Raw genomic sequence first — 18,360 nt, 5'->3', positions numbered from 1 at the left:
TAATAGCTCATCGCCGCCGTCGTCGAATGCAATACTGTTTGCACCATCACCCGTGCTCGGTGCGCCCGTATCCAAGGTGGTGGTATCGGTCACGTTTCCTCGGTTACCAGCAGCATCTTCAACCGTCATGGTAACTGTCAACTCACCGTCGGCGAAAATACTGAAGTCCTGTCCGCTAATGGTCACGTTACCGTTTTCATCAACGCTAATTGCTGTAGGGTCAACCTCAATGTCGGTGGTACCGTCACTGATCACGACGCGGATGATTGATGCGCCTGTTTCGATTTGGCCACTTAAAGTGGCATCGGCCGCTTCCGTAGCGGATAATAGGTTATCACCGCCATCATCGAAGATGATGCTATTACCATCATCGCCATTACCTGGCGCTACGGTATCAATAACAACCTCGCCTTCAGCCTCCCCCTCGTTACCAGTTGGATCCGTCGCGATCACAACAACCGCGGTGGTGCCATCTTCTAATTCGGCAACGACGTCATCAGCAAGTGTCCAAGTACCATCGCCATTGTTGGTTGCTTCATACTCAACACCGTTAATGATAACGACCACTTTCGCATCTGGATCATTGACTGTGCCGTTGAGCTCGGGCGTTGTATCATTAGTAATTAAGTCGTTAAAAGTGACGATTGGAGCTTCGATATCAAGGCTGTCTGGAGCAATACTGACCTTGTCGTCACTGTCACTTCCGCCATCAAGCGCCAATGCCGCTAATGCTGCACCGCCTAACACTAATGGCCACCACATTATACCTGAGTCGCTATCTTCGTAGCCTAAGCTTTGATAAGTCTCGTCGTCTTCGTCAAGTTTGTCTAACAGGTCTTCAGTCAAGCCGCTTTGCGGAACGAAGGAATAGTAATCTCCGTCTTCTGCTAAACCGAAAAACTTGGGTGGCGTGCTCAGGTCATAATAGCCAGTAATAATAACGTCTGCGATTGCGTCTGGCGCCGCATCACCAAAGTGAAGTTCCAAATTTTCGCCTTCACGTTTGAAGAGAACTTGTTGGGGCGCGACACCTGTTGCAGGGTCAAGTAGCTCGTAACGAACGTCGTTTTGAGCATTGATTGTCAATGCTCCCCCGTCAGTAGTTAAAGAGTGGTTCTCGACCACGCGCTCACCGCTGTAAACAATGATTTCATACCCTTTGACCATGACATCATCTCCGTAAATTTTATAAAAATAGCCAGCAAGCGCTTTCGCTTAGTAGGTGCGCTTGTAAATTAGAATTAGTTAGCCGGTAAAACACGCACTGTTACGCGTCGATTCGGTTGTAAACATTGAATCAAGGCATCTCGGCTTAACGAAGAAGGGCAATCCGTTACAACTGGATCCGCCGCACCAAAACCAAATACTTGGAGACTGCCGCTAAAACCTTTGTTTTTAAGGTAATTGGCGACGGTTTGTGCACGTTTCTCAGAGAGTGTTTGGTTGTAGTCGCGAGCACCCAGACGGTCGGTATAACCAGATACAGTAATACGCATAGAGTGGTCAGAGTGGGCCTCGATAAAGTTCACGACTTCATCTAAAGGATGCGAGGCTACGACGTCGGTAAGTTCCGCTCCATCAAAAGCGAAGAGCGCTTCTGAATCAAAAGTAGACATTAGAGGTTCTGGCGTTACAGGTTCTTCTGGTGTGGCACAGTTAGCTTGGTGACGCGCCACCAAAAATGAGCGCGCTTCGCGGCCATCAATGACATCGCTAACACTGCGGTGCGTCGAAACCTGGTAGGTAACTCCGGATGCTTGTGTGCTTGGTTGCAACTTGACGTAATACACAGAGTTTTCAGCAATAGGCAACTCTACTGAGACGGCTGCTGAGCCACCTCGAGCGATTTGGAAAGTTTGCATACCACTGCAGGCTTGAATAACTGTGTATTGTTGCGGGTGCAGCCCGGAAATGACTTTTCCTTGAGTTGAGATAACGATCGAGTTCGTTCGTAAGGTCTCGGCATCAACAGGACCATCGTGGAAAAATACAATTTTTGCAGTAGCTTCTGCATCACTAATCTGAGAAGAAGCTTTGAGCGGTTGGCCAGTTAATAGAGAACCTGAGGTGGTACAGGCTACTAATGTTGCAGCGCAAACAAGCATACAGAGTAATTGAACGTGTTTTAGATAACTTTTCATTTTTTACTTTTCTCGGGAGCGTGTGAAACACCACACTTACTTGTGGACTGACAGAAAAATTAACTTCACCAATTAAGCAAGCGTTAAGTTCTTAACTTATGTTAAAAATAGTATTGTACGATAAGCACTCAATCGTCAAGGACGAAATGATAAAAAAGTACTAATACTTTAAGATTACTATTCAAGGCTTGTTTTTTTGCTTTTTTGGGAGAATTAACTCTTAAAAACAGAAGGTTAAAGTGAAGTGAAGACTATTATTCTCATTTTTCAATATTCGGAACTGTAGGACAATAGAGCTTTTATGCTGGAGCACGTTTTCCATATTGCAAAACTTGATTAACAAACTAAATACAACCAGTTAACCCGCACTCAATAGCTTAGGCTTTAGTTTCCATTAGGCTTGATAAAGTAACTATTCGCCTATAACCACAAGGTTATCCTGTAATTTCAAATAGTCAGCACCGTCCGCAATCAAGTACTTTTTGACGTCCGATATTTCAATAATCATTACGCTAACCAACGATAGGCAAGATGCCTTTTTTGTAAATAGTGCGTTAACTAAAATGTGACATTTGAATTCTATATTCACCCGATCGAGCGCCTTGGTCGTACTTAAATGGCGGCGGGACCCGCTAACCTTCAGAAAGCACTGTTTCAACTCAAATGAGAAGCTTAGTTGTAATTTGCTCATTTATCGAACAACCACTCAATGTGGCGCGTTGAAATAAAACAACGTTTTTCAGTTCGAAAAACAGTCAATATTGAAAAAAGAGTTATCTAAGTTCTCGAGTGGGAGTTATCGAGGACACCCACTCTTATTCTTCACAGTCAGAGGTGGGTGTCTTGGTAATTTTTCTCTGCTCATTGTTGGCTCGATTCTGCCATACAGAATCCTTCTTTTTGAGCGGCTCGTCGGGCCCTTGCTATCGGGCTAAAACGGACCCACCTGAATAAATAAAGCACGGCGATTTTTGTAATGGCACTGACACTCGCCAACAGCAAGAGCGGCCAACCTTGTGTAAGCCCCATGCTCAGAGAAAATGCGATAGTTGAAATGTCCATCAGTAAAATGAACGCACTCATTTTTCTATCCAGCGCCCCGGTCTCCCCCGCCTTAAGCACTAAGGTGATCTGACTGTAATAGCCATGCGCAATGAGCCCGGTAATACAGACTATCATTACCGCCATTATTTGCTGTCCTTGATCTTCATAAGCAGTTCCTATGACACCAAACAAAGCGCCTATCAAAAGTAGCGCCAGGGCCGCTGAAAAACATAGAAACGACGGCCGTGTCTTCCTGTCTCGCCATATTTCATAAAGAATGATACTAACCAGCACTGAGGCGCATAACCTAGGCCACACAATATAGTGATTGAAAGGCTCTATCGACATGCCATATACAAAGAAGGAGTAGTAGGCTAAGAAGCTAACCATAAACATTTTCAGCGACAGGATATGCGTTGGATGCTGTTTGTGTTCTTGCTTCCTTCGCCATATGGTACGTACTTGTGAATACACCCCTATTAAACTAAATAAGATGAAGCAAGTATTGAGCGTTCCGAAAAAGTTAAACCACATTAGCATCTAATTCCCAAATTAACATTGTCGACAATCTTAATTTATAAACCCATATAAACAATTTATTTATATGCATATCGAATATAATTGTCGACAATGTGGATTTGAGATAAGTTTTATGTACGATGACGTTCGTTGCTTAAAGACACCAAAATGGAGAAGTAGATGGAAGTTAGGTTTATGGGTCAAGGTGACCTTCAAGACAAGGTGCTTGATGTACTCTTGCAGCTGCGCCCGCAGTACAGTCGTGAAAGTTTGCATGTGCAGATAGAGAAACAGAAAGCACAGGGCTATCAGCTAGTCTATGTGATATCGGAGGGCGAGGTGTTGGCGGTTGCCGGGTTCAGCATGGGCGAAAAACTCGCTTGGGGAAAGCACATCTATATTGAGGATCTGGTTACCAATGAAGCATACCGGTCAAAAGGCGTCGGCACTTTTTTTATGAACTGGTTTAAAAGCTATGCGAAAAAAGTCGGCTGTACGCAGATCCACCTCGATTCAGGCGTGCAACGCTTTCCCGCCCATAAATTTTACCTTAGGGAGGGCTTTCGAATAGCCAGTTATCACTTTTCTATAGTGGAAGGTTTGGACTAAAAGCTACCAAGAGAGCTAAAGAACCCAAGGGCTGAAAGAGAGCCGCTAGAAAAACTGAGTAATAAACAAGACACCCACTCTTATACTTTAAGCTTTGAGATGGGTGTCTTGGTAATTTGCTTTATTCTACAACGGGGTAACTTGCTTCTCCCCAAAACTCTTGGGCGTTATCCATCATGATTTCAATTGTGAACGGAATAAACTTGGATAAGAAGGTAACCGCATCACGGACCTGAGCCCGGTTTGCTGAACTATTCCAGGTGGCGCCACCATGGATAATCTGGTTTCTTAATGTATATAGGCGAGAAAATATGACCGATAAAACGGCGGAGGTGTTTTTACCGCCGAGTGCTTTATTAGCATAGGAATTTGCGGCTTTGAAGCGCTCTTCCCATTCTTGTTCGGACTTTTTATGATTGTGGAAATCCCAAAAGGGCTGAAACACAAATTTGTTGTTTAACAATACCCTGATACTGCTGGCAAATTCATTCCAGACCAGATCTGCTAAGCGGCCTTGCTCGTCCAGCTGACATAAGCGTTCGATAAAATTACGGAATGTATCTTGCTCGGTATAACGGTAACAATCGTCAATAACATTTGAGTATGCGGCATTAAAGGCTATCCAATAAAAGATAAACTGGGAGTCTTTATCCCCTTCCATCTGCTCTGCTTTATGCAGCCAGCTCAGTGCCCTGTGCACCCGCAAACCTATGTTTTCAGAGTATTCACTTCGTTCGCTACGCTGTCGCGCTTTTAAGCTCTGGTAAGTCACTTCCATATCAAATACCTAAGGCAATTCAAACACGTTAAAACAATATTAATAAGTTAATTGTTTTCCCTAGTCAAACGCCCACTATAAAAACGACAAAGCGCTCTCCTTATCTGCAGGCATAAAAAAGCCCCGCTAAAAAGCGGGGACTTTGAGGTTAACGTTTTTCACGTATTACCAAGGAACACTGATGTTGCAATCTAGGGTGGCCCCTAGGTGCATAAATTAGATTGATTCGAGGGCGATTTTCACCATCTCGTTAAAGGTGCTTTGACGCTCTTCGGCTGGCGTTGCTTCACCGGTGATCACATGATCGCTCACGGTAAACAGCGCCATGGCGTTGGCACCGTATTCGGCGGCCACACCGTAAAGGCCGGCGGTTTCCATGTCCACCGCCAGTACACCTAGCTTATGCAGCTCTTCGTAAAACGAGGAGTCGGCCTGATAGAAGGTATCCGTGGTAAACACGTTCCCTACTTTGGCATCGATACCCAATTCACGGGCGGCGCGTACGCCGTTTTCAAGCAAGCCATAGTTGGCCAGGGCGGCAAAATCGTAGCCACGTACACGGGCACGGTTAACATTGGAGTCGGTGCTCGCGCCCTGGGCAAAAATCACGTCGCGAATTTTGGTATCCGCAGCGATGCCGCCACAGGTACCGATACGAATGATATTTTTCACACCGTAGCTGACGATCAGCTCGCGGGCATAAATGGACATGGATGGAATGCCCATACCCGAGCCCATGATGCTCACCGGCTTACCTTTATAAGTGCCGGTAAAGCCGTACATATTGCGTACGCCAGTCACTTGTTTCGCATCGTCGAGAAAGTGCTCGGCAATGTATTGGGCACGCAGTGGATCGCCCGGCATTAATACCGTTTCGGCAAAATCGCCCTGGGCTGCGCTAATATGTGGCGTACTCATATCTTGTCCTCTTACTGTGCTGTGTCCGGCGTATCAATCGACAGCGCCGCAACAAAGCCGTTACCATATTCAAGTGTTGTTAGGTCAAACCATTGCGCCAAGGTCTGGCCGATATCGGCAAAACTCTCACGCTCACCCAGAGCCACGGCTTGCATGCCCGGGCGATAGGCGATTACCGGCACATACTCACGAGTATGATCCGAGCCTGCGGCGGTGGGGTCGCAGCCATGGTCGGCGGTGATGATCAGCAGATCATCTTCTTTTAACTGCGCCAATACATGGGGCAAAAAGTCATCGAATACTTTCAATGCTTCGCCATAACCCACGGCGTTACGACGATGACCATAGAGTTCATCGAAGTCCACCAGGTTAGTAAATACCAAGCTGTTGTCCGGTGCCTGTTTGAACACCTCGACGGTTTTCGCCAGTAGGTTTTCCAGGCCCGGCGCCTTATATTTTTGGGTGATCCCCTGATGGGCATAAATATCGGCGATTTTGCCAATACTGATCACCTCGCCACCGGCGGCCGCCAGCTTATCAAGCACTGTCGGGGCCGGCGGTAACACCGAATAATCGCGGCGATTACCGGTGCGCTTAAAATCATCCTTGTCATTGCCAACAAAGGGACGCGCAATCACGCGGCCGATGTTGTAGTCATCAAGCAGTGAGCGTGCAACTTCACATACCTGATATAACTTATCCAAACCAAAGCTTTGTTCATGGGCGGCAATTTGGAACACGCTATCGGCCGAGGTGTAACAAATTGGCTTACCCGTGCGCACATGCTCCTCACCGAGCTCGGCGATAATGGTCGTGCCCGAAGCATGACAATTACCCAATATCCCGGGAATACCGGTGCGCGCTACCAATTCATCAATCAACTCGGCGGGAAAGCTGGGTGTCGTTAAAGGGAAATAACCCCAATCAAACAACACCGGCACACCGGCCATTTCCCAATGCCCCGACGGCGTGTCTTTGCCACTGGATAACTCCTTGGCATAACCCCACGCAGCCATTGGCTGTTGGCGATTGGCAACGTTAAGGATTCGACCAGACGCCGCCTCACAGGCATCGATCAAACCCAGTCGCGACAAGTTTGCCAGCGCCAGGGGTTCACCCCATCGCTGCTGGTAGGCATCTAAAATGTGACCCAGGGTGTTGGCACCAAGATCGCCAAAGGCCTCGGCATCGGGTGCCGCGCCAATACCCAGACTGTCGGCCATCAAGATCATTGCTCGTGCCATACTTGCCTCGCTCTATTACGCTATGTTGCTCACTTTAACCACTTGATAAATTTAGCTACAGGACAAAAGTCCTACACTAATTATAGGTTTGTTCTGGGCGCTAGGGGTTCGCCGCTGATGTTTTTTCAAGCGGACATAAGTCCTTAATAAAAACCCGTTATAAAGGCTACATTTGTCGGAATAACGTAAGGATTTGCGTCACTTTTGGCGCGCATAAGCGCTAATGGATGGCATCAATTGAGATTATTCGTGGCGAATTTGCTAAAGTAATCAATTGTCTAATTTCAGTCTGGATGCTTTGTTTGTGACACAAACCATTATCGCCATTGCCGGTGCGTCTGCGTCGGGTAAGTCGTTGTTTAGCCAAACTATTTATAACGAACTGGTCAATGAGCTAGAGCCTGGGGCGATCGCCATTATCGAGGAAGACGCCTACTACCGGGATCAATCACATTTACCTATGGCGCATCGCGTCAAAACCAATTATGACCACCCGGATGCCTTTGAGCACGAATTGTTGGTCGAGCACCTGCGCAAATTGCGTGAAGGGTGCGCCGTGGATGTGCCCATTTATGACTATAACGAGCACACCCGCGCAAAGGAAACACGCCGCGTTTTACCGGCAAAGATCCTCATCGTCGAGGGTATTTTGTTATTAAGCGATCCGGCACTGAGAGATGAATTTGATATCAAGGTGTTTATTGATACGCCGCTGGACATCTGTCTGATGCGCCGTATGCAACGCGATATTGAAGAGCGCGGTCGCACAATCCAGTCGATTGTCGAACAGTATAAGCGCACCGTGCGACCAATGTTTTACCAGTTTATCGAGCCGTCCAAGCACAACGCCGACTTGGTGGTCACCCGAGGTGGTAAAAACCGCGTAGCAATTGACATAATAAAAAGTAAAATCAAACACCTACTACAAGAATAACGGGAACATCGGCAATGACAACATTAATGAGCCTGATCGGTATGCTGGTGCTACTGGCGATTGCCTACGGGGCATCAACAAACCGTAAAGCGATAAATCCACGCACAGTCGGCGTGGCATTTTTACTGCAAGTCATCATAGGTGGCTTTGTATTATTTTTTGAATTTGGCAAAAACATACTTGAAGCCATGTCCAGGGCGGTTGCCAAAATAATTGGCTATGCCACCGATGGCATCAGCTTTTTATTCGGTCCCTTGGCCAAGGAAGACACTCTAGGCTTTTTATTCGCCTTCAGGTGTTGCCGGTTATCGTGTTTTTCTCATCCCTGGTGGCGGTCTTGTATTACCTCGGCATCATGGATTGGGTGATTAAATTCTTAGGTGGCGCGCTGCAAAAGCTATTGAAAACGTCGCGCCCCGAGTCGCTCTCGGCCACCGCCAATATTTTCGTTGGCCAAACCGAAGCGCCTTTGATAGTAAAACCTTTTATTACCACCATGACCAAGTCGGAATTATTCGCGGTCATGGTAGGTGGCTTAGCCACGGTAGCGGGCTCGGTCATGGCCGGTTATGTAAAGATAGGCGTTGAACTGCACTACCTGATTGCTGCCAGCTTTATGGCCGCCCCCGGTGGTTTCCTGATGGCCAAAATGATAGTGCCGGAAACGGAAACCCCGAAGGAAACCCTGGCAGAGCTCGATACCGAGCATGAGCAGCCGGTTAACGTCATCGATGCCGCGGCCGCTGGTGCCTCAAGCGGTATGCAACTGGCCCTGAACGTAGGCGCCATGCTGTTGGCTTTCGTAGCGCTTATCGCCCTGCTTAATGGTGTATTAGGCTGGTTTGGCGGCTTCTTCGATAACCCGGAGCTGACGCTGCAACAGATTTTAGGTTATGTCTTCGCCCCGGTCGCCTGGTTATTGGGTGTGCCTTGGGATGAAGCCATGCGAGCCGGTAGTTTTATCGGCCAGAAATTAGTCGTAAATGAGTTCGTCGCTTATTTGGACTTTGTTAATTATCGTGATGAGTTAAGTGAGCACACACAAGCAATCGTAACCTTTGCACTGTGTGGTTTTGCTAACCTGTCATCGATAGCCATCTTACTAGGCGGGATTGGCGGTATGGCGCCAAGCCGGCGAAAGGACATCGCACGTCTAGGGCTCAGAGCAGTGTTGGCAGGATCTATGGCCAACCTTATGAGCGCCGCAATTGCTGGGTTTTTCCTCTCTATTGCTTAGAAACAAAGAGAAGCCACAGTTGCAAAACAGGGTCTCAGACCTAGGTTGTTGCCTTAAGGGGTTAAGGCAGCAGCTAACTTGAACGATACTTCACCAAAGGGCCGCAAGGCCCTTTTATCGTTTCTGCGCCCTACTAATACCAATTCACTTAAATAGCTAATCATTCTAGCGGGCTAAATGTCATGCTCACGGCGTTGGAATTTTTCGATGTAGAGTAACTACATAAGAAAAATTCCGCCTTGTTATCACATCATTTATCCGGCGCTATATCTGCTCACATACTTAACAGAATTGGTATAAATCCATTAAAGTACCCAAATGAGGAATATTTTCTTCGTTATTAGGTGCATTCTTCATTGCATTTATCTATGCTTAGGGGAATTATTGGCTTAAGGAAAGAGCATGCCCCCCTTGCTGCGAACGTCACTCCCCTTGTTATGTTTCCTATGCGCACTTCTATCTTTTAACAGTGCTGCGGATGACACCGTGCAGGTGGTGACCGAACTGAGCCCGCCCAACCAGATTTTAATCAATGACAATATCGGCGGCAGCAGCACGGATATCGTTCGTCATGTGCTCAGCGAAGCGAATGTGGATGCCGATATCAACATCTACCCCTGGGCACGGGCCTTTTACCTCGCCAAAAAGCAGGCCAATACGCTGATCTACAGTTTAGCGAAAACACCGGAGCGCGAGCCGCTGTTCCACTGGCTGGGCAAGGTCGCCTATTTTCGTTTGGGCTTTGTCAGCTTATCGTCAAGCAAACACATCAACATCAAACAACTCGAGGACGCCCGAGCCTATCGCATAGCGGTGCAGCGCGATGATATCAGCGCCTTGTTTTTTGTAAAACGCGGCTTTACCGTGCTGCAAACCACAGATATCAAGCACTCCTACCGCCTCTTGCTTTCCGGTAAGGTGGATCTGATCATCGATGACCCTAACTATGTCGGTGCCATGGCGCAGCAGTTTAATCTGCCCGCCAGTCATTTGCGTTTTATCAGCGCCATCGAAGAGCTTAGCGTCTACGGCTACTTGGCAGCCAACAAAGACATGGACGCTACCACGGTCGCCAACATCAAAGAGGCCTTCGCCGCCATTGAAGACACGACCTGGTACCAGCAAAAGCTGCGCAACCCCTATCATGAGCTGCAAACCTTTAATGACTAGTGCGCCACCACAAAAACAAGCATCTACATAATTTTTAACAAACTTTTAGTCGCACCTCGGTCGCAGTTATCCGCTCCCTTGCTATGATGTAACAGTCTCCCCAAAAGGATAGGATAACCATGAAAACAATAACGACCTTGGCTTTGGCCGTGGCAACCACGCTGGCCCCCTGGGTGTCGGCCTATGAAACCGAAGACACGCGCCTGTTGCGCTTCCCCGATATTCACAACGAACATGTCACCTTTATTTACGCCGGTGATGTGTATGTGGCCAACACCGCAACCGGTGCCAGCCAACGCCTGACCGATCATGTTGGCTTTGAGACCTTTCCTAAATTCTCACCGGATGGGGAGCGCATCGCCTTTGCCGCCGAGTACAACGGCAGCCGCCAAATTTACGTGATCAACCGCGATGGTTCCGGGCTAAAACAACTGACTTACTATAACGATGTTGGCCCTATGCCGCCGCGCGGTGGTTATGATTACCGGGTGTTGGATTGGACCCCAGATGGCAAAAACGTGGTCTTTCGTGCCAACCGTACCCCTTGGGGCAAGCGTATGGGCCGTCCCTATATGGTGCCGGCGGATGGTGGCTTAGAGCAGCCTCTGGCTATCCCGGAAACAGGCGGGGGTATGCTCTCTCCCGATGGCGGTAAGTATGTGTACACCCCCATCGACCGCGAGTTTCGTACCTGGAAGCGCTCGCGAGGCGGTCGTGCCCAGGATGTGTGGGTGTATGACTTAGAAAACAACACCTCCAAGCAATTGACCAGCAGTCGCGCCACCGAGCAGCAACCGACCTGGGTGGGCGACAACATCTATTTTGTTTCCGACAGCGACTACACCCTGAATCTGTACCAATACCGCGAGGGGGACGAGGCGAAAAAGCTGACTAATCACCAGGATTTTGACGTGCTCTGGCCATCGGCCGGCCCTAACGCCCTGGTCTATGAAAATGGCGGCTACCTCTATCGCTTCGACCCAATTACTGAGCAAAGCACCAAGCTCACCATTAATATTGCCGGTCTACGCCAGTATGCCATGCCTTACAGCAAGAATGTCAGTGAGTTTATCGACTCCATGTCCTTGTCTCATGATGGCAAACGCGCCCTGTTCACCGCCCGTGGTGAGCTCTTTAGCGTGCCGGTGAAACAAGGGCCCACACGCAACCTGTCCTATACGCCAACCGGGCGTGAAATTGACGCCAGCTGGTCGCCCAATGGTCGCTACATTGCCTATATGAGCGATGAAAGTGGCGAATATGAGATTTACGTCAAGGATCGCGCCAACAACAACACGGTGAAGCAACTCACCGACAACGGCACCATTTGGCGCTTTACCCCGGTCTGGTCGCCGGATAGCTCAAAACTGCTGTTTGCAGATAAAAACCACACCCTGTGGTGGCTGGATGCAAAATCCGGTAAACAACACAAGATAGATACCGGCCTGTACGATGAGGATGGTATTCAACAGTACATCTGGTCGCCTAACAGCGAAGACATCGTCTTTGTGAAAAACAACGAAAACCGCTATGCCTCGCTATGGCACTACAATACCGAAGAGCAAACGGTGACGCGCTTAACCGACGAGATGACCAATGAGCACAGCCCGGCCTTCTCACCGGATGGCCAATACCTGTACTTTACCTCTGAACGCGACTTCAACCTCGCCTTTAGCAGCTACGAGTTTGACTACATGTTTAACCGTGCCACGCGCATTTATGCCGCCGCAGTAAACAGCAAGATCACACCCTTAATTGCCCTGCAAAGCGATGAAGCGGCAATCCTTAGTGACGATGACGACAGCAAAGAAACAAGCAAAAAGAATCAGCTGCAAAGCGGTGGCTTTATGCAACGAGTGACCGCTCTTAACGCCCCGGCGGGAGACTACAACGCCTTAGCCGGCGTCGAAGGCGGCGTGTTAACCATGAGCAGTGGCGATTTACAGCTGCTTGGCACCGAGCACGACGCTGAACTGAAAACCGTGGCCAAGGGTGTGAATGGCTATACCCTGTCCAGCAACCGTGAACATGTTTTGGTGCGTGCCGGTAAGGACTACAGCGTTATTGCCCCGAAAGCGGATCAGGATTTGAACGCGGCCAAGCTGGATTTAACCAAGATGACGCTGAAAATCGACCCGCAAGTCGAGTGGCAGCAAATGTATGTGGAAGGCTGGCGCACCCTGCGTGATTGGTTCTACGATGAAAACCATCATGGTCAGGACTGGGATGCTATCTTGGCCAAATATCAGCCGTTGGCCAATGCCGTGGCGCACCGCGCCGATCTTGACTATGTGCTGAGCGAAATTGCCGGTGAGATCAATGCCGGTCACATCTATGTGCAATCCGGTGATATGCCTACGGCCGAGCGCAAAAAGCACGGTTTGCTGGGCGCCAAACTGGCGAGCCACGACTCGGGTTATGTGCAAATCGAGCAGATTTTCCAAGGCGAAAACTGGCATGAAGACTTCCGTTCCCCACTGGGCACCACGGGCGTTAAAGCCAGCGACGGAGACTTCATTATCGCCGTTAACGGCCGCCCGGTCACCCAGGTGAGTAACTTCTATGAATTGCTGGAAAACACTCAGGGAGAGCAAGTTGAGCTGCTAATAAACTCCAAACCAAGCCAAAAAGGTGCCTGGAAGGTCAGCGTCAAGCCAGTGGCCAGCGAGCAAGGCCTGCGTTATCTGCAATGGGTGCACGAGCGCGCCGACTATGTGACCAAGCTTTCCAATGGCCGAATCGGCTATGTGCACTTGCCCAACACCCATTACGAGGGCAACCGCGCCATGTTCAAAAACTTTATGCCGCAAACCACCAAGGACGCCATGATCATCGACGACCGCTACAATGGCGGTGGCTTTATTCCCGAGCATATGATCACCTGGCTGGCACGTAAGCCGCTGAACTACTGGAAACGCCGTGGTGTTGAGCCGACAAAAACCCCGCAGTTTGCCCACGATGGTCCTAAGGCCATGCTGATCAATGGCTATTCCAGCTCTGGCGGTGATGCCCTGCCTTACTATTTCCGTCAGGCGGGTTTAGGTAAGCTGATTGGTACTCGTACCTGGGGTGGCTTAATCGGTATTTCCGGCAACCCGAATCTGGTCGATGGCGGCCAGGTGATTGCGGCGACCTTCCGCATCCTAGATAACGAGGGGAACTGGATCATCGAGAACGAAGGCGTAACGCCGGATATCGAGGTGATTGATCGTCCCGAGCTTATTTATCAGGGTAAGGATCCCTCCATTGAGCGCGCCGTTGAGGAGCTACTCAAGGAACTTGAGGCCAAGCCGAGACAACCCCTGAGCGTGCCACCGGCACCCAGTAAGTTCTAACTAGAGCGTTAGGGCCTGCCTGTCTTTTAGAGATGCAGGCCCTGATAACAGCTGCAACGTCCTGTTAAAACTCGAACTCAAGGGCCAGGCGAAAGCTATGGTCTTTACCACCATGCCCCACTTCACTGATAAAGCCCGCTTCCCATTTAAGCTGATGCTGACCGTCATAACGATGCAAACCGATAAAGCCCGGGCCTACACCGACAAAGTCTTCGCCGCTGTAGAGCTCTAATGCCGGCTGAAACGCCGAGCGCAAACGATAGCGATATTGCGCCCGAAACTCCGACTCCCATTCTGCGTCAATATCACTGCCCCACTCATACACCAAGAAGGCATTGACGGTGAGGCTGGTGATGCCGAACTCTTTTTCGAACAAGAGGCCAGAAGTGATCTCATAGTTATCTTCTTTGTGCTGCTTTTCGATTTCAAATAGGGCGCCAAAATCGGCCCAATAACGCCCCTGCTCCACCATTTGCCAGCGCAACTCCGCTTCATAGGCGGCCAGACCAAAGTCGCCTTCATCGTCGCGCTCACCGACACCATAGACTTCCAGGCTCAGGGTTTCACTGATGGCACCGCCGACACCAAAGCGCTGCGCCAGCACATTGCCCTCATCGGTTTGTCGCGACACCAGACGCCATTCCAGCTCCTTTTCATAGGGCAGGACATAGGGATGGTAGACCTTATCGACCACCATGCCATCGGCCCAACTGCTGGCACTCAGCAGCAATAAGGCCCAGGTTAAATATCGCATTCTTGTCTACTCCGTTGCCATTTTGCTGCCCCTAGCAGCGCCAACAGCGTCAATATATATACCCATAATGACAGCGAACTGGGGGTCGCTTCATAACCCACTACCACCTTGGCCAAACGGCCAAAAATACTGTGCTCGTCCAACAGGGTGCGCAGATCCACCAAGGGCGAGGGCATGGTTAATAAGCCTGCACCGGCGGCAATGTCCAGCATGCCAACCATGGAGCCGGCAATATGCATGCAAAATAGGCCGAGTACCCCCCAGGGCCCGTAGTGCTCGGCCAACCAGGTAAGAAAGAAATAAAATAAAATGGCAAAACTACCGACTATGCCCACCCCGAGACACACCCCCAGGGCACGAGCCAGCTCCATGTGCCCTTGCAGCAGCCAGGGTAAGTAGTGACTCAAATATAAACAGCTGGCACTGGCCAACAGCAACACAAAACTGGCCCATAGCCGCAGCGCCAAACCGCTGAGCGCCGCCAGCACCAATAGCGCCACCAGCAGCATTTGTGAATACTCAAAACCCAGGTAATCAAACCACTGGCTGATCTGCTCAAGCGCGAGGATATAGCTCAATGTTGGCACCACCAGCCACAGGGCTAAAATAAGCCAGCGCTTAAGTCCCAGAGGCTTAACGTGCAACACTAGGGCAAACACCAGCAACACCGCCGGCGGCAACAATTGATTGATGGTCACTAATAAACTGTTGATCATGGCCTTTGCTCCGCAAATGGCACCGCGACCAGGGTTCCCCGTGCGGTGTCGGGTGCAAATTCGCCAAAAAAGAAGTACTCACCGGGGGCCAGAGGGCCGACATAGATAACGTTAATGCGCCCGGGGAACAGCACCTTCTCGCGGTTTAAATCAAAGCTGTCGAACTCTTCCGGGTCGCCGTCGAGGTTGTGCACCAAGAGGCGAATTTTTTCACCGCTCGGCACTTCCATACGCGCCGGATAGAAAAGGTGATCCTTGAGCACCAGCTTAAACTCTTTGAGCTCGGCGAACGCTGGCATACTCAGCAGCATCAATATCCATATCAATCGCTGCATAATGTCTCCCGCTGTACCGCCATGGTAATGATCACTTCTAATCCGCCCCATTCACTTTGCTTGAGTTGCACCTCGCCCTGATAGAGACCTATCACATGCTGGACTATGGCCAAGCCCAAACCCGCACCGGGAATATGAGCTGGGTGCGAGTCGCCGCCAACACGAAAGAAACGATCAAAAATGCGCTCCCGTAACTCGCTGGCAATGCCGGGGCCGGAGTCGGCCACCCGCAGCTCAATATTATCACCTCGGTCGGCCAAGTGAATGGCAATACGGCCATTAGCCGGGGTGTATTTCACCGCGTTGCAAATGATGTTTTTCAACATCACATTAAGGGTAAAGGGCTCACCGATAACCTCGCGACACTCGCCGCTTAAGCTGATATCCAGATTTTTCTGCGCTATTTGCGGATAGAGCTCGGCGATTAACTGCTGGCAAATATGGGCCAGCGACTGCTTGGCCAGTTTGTCCTGCCACTGCTGGGAGGAAGTCCGTCCCAGGGCCAGCATTTGCTCCACCAAATGATTAAGGCGGTCGACACTCAGGCTCAGCGCTTTGGCATCCTCATCCTTATGACGCTGTAATAAGTTGTGCAGGTTGATTTTCATCGCGCTCAAGGGTGTACGCAGCTCATGGGCGGCATCGCTGGCAAAGTAGCGCTCGCGCAAATAGGCCTGCTCGGTGCGCCGCAACAGGGCATTCAGGGTGTCCACCACGGGTTTGATTTCCGAGGCCTTGGCTTGGGTGCGCAACATGGAAAAGTCATTGGCGGCACGTGTTTTGAGCTCGCGAGAGAGTAAGGTGAGGGGTTGTAAGGCGCGCTTCACCGCCAGACTGATAAACACCGCCAATAAAGCAATGCCGAGCAACATGGGTAACATCAGGGCGATGATCAATTGCTCCGACAGGGCAAAACGCTCACTGATGGGCTCGCCCAGCACCACACAATCTATTTGCCGGCAATAGGTGGCGATACGCAGTCGTTGCCCTTGGCTGTTGATGGTTTGCAGGCCCTGGGGCGGCACCTTGGCGAGTAAGCTTTCGCTTCCCCCCACTACAGTATCGCCTTGCCAACGCTGCCAAAATTGCGCCTGTTGCTTGGGCAGGGCCTCGGGAGCAACGGCAAACAGCAATTGGGTGCGGGCCTGGAGATGCTGGTCAAACAAGGCATCGGCACGGGCCAAACTGCGTTGATAGCCTTGGGCCAGGGCTAAAAACAGGATAAGCACCAGCATGGCCAACAACAGCATCATCAGCTTGGTGCGTATGCTCAAGGTTCGCCGCCTTCATTGGTGGCCAACACATAGCCGATGCCACGCAGGGTTTTGATCATCTTGGCCGGCAACTTTTTACGTAAATGGTGAATATGCACTTCGATGGCGTTAGAACCGAGCTCCTCCCCCCATTGGTACAGCTTTTGTTCCAGCTGCTCTTTGGACTGCACCCGACTTTGGTTTTCCATTAACGCCTTCAACAGCATGTACTCCTTGCGCGGCAGATTGAGCAAGGCGCCATCGACACTGACCTGATGGGCACCGAGATCCATTTGCACCGAACCACATTGCAATACGCTTGATGCCACACCAGTGACGCGCCGACCCAGCACCCGCAAACGTGCCAATAGCTCGTCCACGGCAAAGGGCTTGACCAGGTAATCGTCGGCGCCCAAGTCCAGGCCCTGAATTTTGTCATCCAGGCTGTCACGGGCGGTAAGGATAAGCACCGGCAAGGGCTTGGCACGACGTTTAATATCCGCTAGCAGGCTTAGACCATCGCCATCAGGCAGGCCGAGATCGAGGATCACCAGATCCACATCATCATGGGCCACCATGGGCCGCGCCTCGGCTAAACAGGTCACCGATTCCACCGCATAGCCCTCGTGAGCCAGAGTACGGCTCAAGCCTTCATTGACGATGACATCGTCTTCCACCAGTAACAACCGCAATCCCTGTCTCCTTTGTTAGCGTTTTAGCTTACGCTCCACCTTAGCCAGTAACTGAGCCACCTCTTGCTGGCGATATTTATCGGCCAGTGGACGCTCGGCGCGTGGCGCCGCTGCCTGGGCACGCAATAAATGCGCTTTCGCTTGTTTATACTTCCTTTCATCATAGAGGAACTGAGCATAAAAGTAATTAATATCAATGCCGTCAGGGTTGATAGCCAAGGACTTTTTAAACAGCTCCTGAGCCTTCTCATCATCGCCAAAACCGATAGGCCAGCCCGGCACCTGCGCATACAGGGTACCTAAACTGGTGTAGGCCGAACCTTGCAGTGCTTCGCCATTGATGCGCATGGCCATTTCAAAGTCTTTTTTCGCTTCTTTAGCCAGACCTAAGGCCCCCAAGCCGCCCTTTGCACCGGCGTAACTGGAATGAATAATGCCGGACCAGATATGGCCTTCGGCCTCATCCGGGTGTGCCTGACGATAGCTTTGCGCACTCTTCGCCAGCTTGGCGAAGGCATCCTCTTGATCGTCGCCCTTGAGCTCATAATTTACATGGGCCCATTGGCGCATCAATTGTTGCAGATTCATCTGCTCATCGGCACTGGACAAGGTGCTTTGAGAAAAGGCACTTTGAGACAGGGCCGCGGCCACAAGAGCCATTGCGAAATAGGGTTTCATAGT

At 50.2% G+C, this 18,360-nt stretch carries 16 protein-coding genes and 1 pseudogene; 5 read left to right on the top strand and 12 right to left on the bottom strand.

The window, feature by feature from the left end; all coding sequences use genetic code 11:
- From C2M35_RS14050 to C2M35_RS14040, 3 genes are all read right to left on the bottom strand, one after another.
- The coding region (locus C2M35_RS14050; RefSeq protein WP_234000073.1) for an Ig-like domain-containing protein at positions 1-1,086 on the bottom strand (1,086 nt) is incomplete at its 3' end.
- A 155-nt stretch (positions 1,087-1,241) separates the two neighbouring features.
- Positions 1,242-2,141: an OmpA family protein gene (locus C2M35_RS14045; protein ID WP_105265608.1), complete on the bottom strand. Its 900-nt coding sequence runs from the start codon at positions 2,139-2,141 to the stop codon at positions 1,242-1,244.
- An 861-nt stretch (positions 2,142-3,002) separates the two neighbouring features.
- Positions 3,003-3,719, bottom strand: a complete 717-nt coding sequence (locus C2M35_RS14040) for a hypothetical protein (protein WP_105265610.1) — start codon at positions 3,717-3,719, stop codon at positions 3,003-3,005.
- Positions 3,720-3,884: 165 nt separating this feature from the next.
- On the opposite strand from C2M35_RS14040, the gene C2M35_RS14035 reads away from it, so the two are divergent.
- The gene (locus tag C2M35_RS14035) at positions 3,885-4,313 is read left to right on the top strand and encodes a GNAT family N-acetyltransferase (RefSeq protein WP_105265607.1); all 429 of its coding nucleotides are present in this window, start codon (positions 3,885-3,887) and stop codon (positions 4,311-4,313) included.
- Positions 4,314-4,434: 121 nt separating this feature from the next.
- On the opposite strand, the gene C2M35_RS14030 is transcribed toward C2M35_RS14035, so the two are convergent.
- From C2M35_RS14030 to C2M35_RS14020, 3 genes are all read right to left on the bottom strand, one after another.
- A complete protein-coding gene (locus tag C2M35_RS14030; protein ID WP_233998381.1) occupies positions 4,435-5,091 on the bottom strand; it encodes a HEPN domain-containing protein in 657 nt (218 codons plus the stop codon).
- A 216-nt stretch (positions 5,092-5,307) separates the two neighbouring features.
- Complete coding sequence (gene deoD, locus C2M35_RS14025; RefSeq protein ID WP_105201233.1) at positions 5,308-6,009, bottom strand: purine-nucleoside phosphorylase; 702 nt, start codon at positions 6,007-6,009, stop codon at positions 5,308-5,310.
- 11 nt (positions 6,010-6,020) lie between these two features.
- Complete coding sequence (locus C2M35_RS14020) at positions 6,021-7,253, bottom strand: phosphopentomutase (RefSeq protein WP_105201234.1); 1,233 nt, start codon at positions 7,251-7,253, stop codon at positions 6,021-6,023.
- 304 nt (positions 7,254-7,557) lie between these two features.
- On the opposite strand from C2M35_RS14020, the gene udk reads away from it, so the two are divergent.
- The 4 genes and pseudogenes from udk to C2M35_RS14000 all read left to right on the top strand — a co-directional run bounded on the left by udk (position 7,558) and on the right by C2M35_RS14000 (position 13,929).
- Positions 7,558-8,187 carry a uridine kinase gene (gene udk, locus C2M35_RS14015; RefSeq protein ID WP_105258859.1) on the top strand — a complete coding sequence of 210 codons (630 nt, stop codon included), beginning with the start codon at positions 7,558-7,560 and terminating at the stop codon, positions 8,185-8,187.
- Positions 8,188-8,201: 14 nt separating this feature from the next.
- A pseudogene (locus C2M35_RS14010) lies at positions 8,202-9,424 on the top strand (NupC/NupG family nucleoside CNT transporter).
- A 402-nt stretch (positions 9,425-9,826) separates the two neighbouring features.
- On the top strand, positions 9,827-10,594 hold the full coding sequence (locus C2M35_RS14005) for a substrate-binding periplasmic protein (protein WP_105201236.1): 768 nt from the start codon (positions 9,827-9,829) through the stop codon (positions 10,592-10,594).
- Positions 10,595-10,713: 119 nt separating this feature from the next.
- A complete protein-coding gene (locus tag C2M35_RS14000) occupies positions 10,714-13,929 on the top strand; it encodes a S41 family peptidase (RefSeq protein ID WP_105265606.1) in 3,216 nt (1,071 codons plus the stop codon).
- A 64-nt stretch (positions 13,930-13,993) separates the two neighbouring features.
- On the opposite strand, the gene C2M35_RS13995 is transcribed toward C2M35_RS14000, so the two are convergent.
- The 6 genes from C2M35_RS13995 to C2M35_RS13970 are packed head-to-tail and all read right to left on the bottom strand — an operon-like array spanning position 13,994 to position 18,357.
- The gene (locus C2M35_RS13995; RefSeq protein WP_105265605.1) at positions 13,994-14,683 is read right to left on the bottom strand and encodes a hypothetical protein; all 690 of its coding nucleotides are present in this window, start codon (positions 14,681-14,683) and stop codon (positions 13,994-13,996) included.
- Entirely contained in the window at positions 14,671-15,399 is a 729-nt protein-coding gene (locus C2M35_RS13990) for a hypothetical protein (protein ID WP_105265604.1), read from the bottom strand. The genes C2M35_RS13995 and C2M35_RS13990 overlap by 13 nt, the downstream gene beginning before the upstream one ends.
- Positions 15,396-15,737 carry a cupredoxin domain-containing protein gene (locus C2M35_RS13985; protein ID WP_233998016.1) on the bottom strand — a complete coding sequence of 114 codons (342 nt, stop codon included), beginning with the start codon at positions 15,735-15,737 and terminating at the stop codon, positions 15,396-15,398. Before C2M35_RS13985 ends, C2M35_RS13990 begins: the two co-directional genes overlap by 4 nt.
- Positions 15,722-17,008: a Stf0 family sulfotransferase gene (locus C2M35_RS13980; RefSeq protein WP_105265603.1), complete on the bottom strand. Its 1,287-nt coding sequence runs from the start codon at positions 17,006-17,008 to the stop codon at positions 15,722-15,724. The genes C2M35_RS13985 and C2M35_RS13980 overlap by 16 nt, the downstream gene beginning before the upstream one ends.
- Complete coding sequence (locus tag C2M35_RS13975; protein WP_105265602.1) at positions 17,005-17,679, bottom strand: response regulator; 675 nt, start codon at positions 17,677-17,679, stop codon at positions 17,005-17,007. Before C2M35_RS13975 ends, C2M35_RS13980 begins: the two co-directional genes overlap by 4 nt.
- A 15-nt stretch (positions 17,680-17,694) precedes the next feature.
- Positions 17,695-18,357: a tetratricopeptide repeat protein gene (locus C2M35_RS13970; RefSeq protein ID WP_234000072.1), complete on the bottom strand. Its 663-nt coding sequence runs from the start codon at positions 18,355-18,357 to the stop codon at positions 17,695-17,697.
- Between the last annotated feature and the right edge of the window lie 3 nt (positions 18,358-18,360).

It is taken from the genome of Pseudoalteromonas sp. T1lg76, assembly GCF_002964725.1.
Lineage (GTDB): Bacteria > Pseudomonadota > Gammaproteobacteria > Enterobacterales > Alteromonadaceae > Pseudoalteromonas.
Note: the sequence above shows the minus strand (reverse complement) of the source record. Positions and strands in the feature narration are given on the sequence as shown.

Coding starts and splice junctions, on each gene's coding strand:
- C2M35_RS14045 (WP_105265608.1), bottom strand. CDS start 2,141: ATGAAAAGTTATCTAAAACACGTTCAATTACTCTGTATGCTTGTTTGC.
- C2M35_RS14040 (WP_105265610.1), bottom strand. CDS start 3,719: ATGTGGTTTAACTTTTTCGGAACGCTCAATACTTGCTTCATCTTATTT.
- C2M35_RS14035 (WP_105265607.1), top strand. CDS start 3,885: ATGGAAGTTAGGTTTATGGGTCAAGGTGACCTTCAAGACAAGGTGCTT.
- C2M35_RS14030 (WP_233998381.1), bottom strand. CDS start 5,091: ATGGAAGTGACTTACCAGAGCTTAAAAGCGCGACAGCGTAGCGAACGA.
- deoD (WP_105201233.1), bottom strand. CDS start 6,009: ATGAGTACGCCACATATTAGCGCAGCCCAGGGCGATTTTGCCGAAACG.
- C2M35_RS14020 (WP_105201234.1), bottom strand. CDS start 7,253: ATGGCACGAGCAATGATCTTGATGGCCGACAGTCTGGGTATTGGCGCG.
- C2M35_RS14005 (WP_105201236.1), top strand. CDS start 9,827: ATGCCCCCCTTGCTGCGAACGTCACTCCCCTTGTTATGTTTCCTATGC.
- C2M35_RS14000 (WP_105265606.1), top strand. CDS start 10,714: ATGAAAACAATAACGACCTTGGCTTTGGCCGTGGCAACCACGCTGGCC.
- C2M35_RS13995 (WP_105265605.1), bottom strand. CDS start 14,683: ATGCGATATTTAACCTGGGCCTTATTGCTGCTGAGTGCCAGCAGTTGG.
- C2M35_RS13990 (WP_105265604.1), bottom strand. CDS start 15,399: ATGATCAACAGTTTATTAGTGACCATCAATCAATTGTTGCCGCCGGCG.
- C2M35_RS13970 (WP_234000072.1), bottom strand. CDS start 18,357: ATGAAACCCTATTTCGCAATGGCTCTTGTGGCCGCGGCCCTGTCTCAA.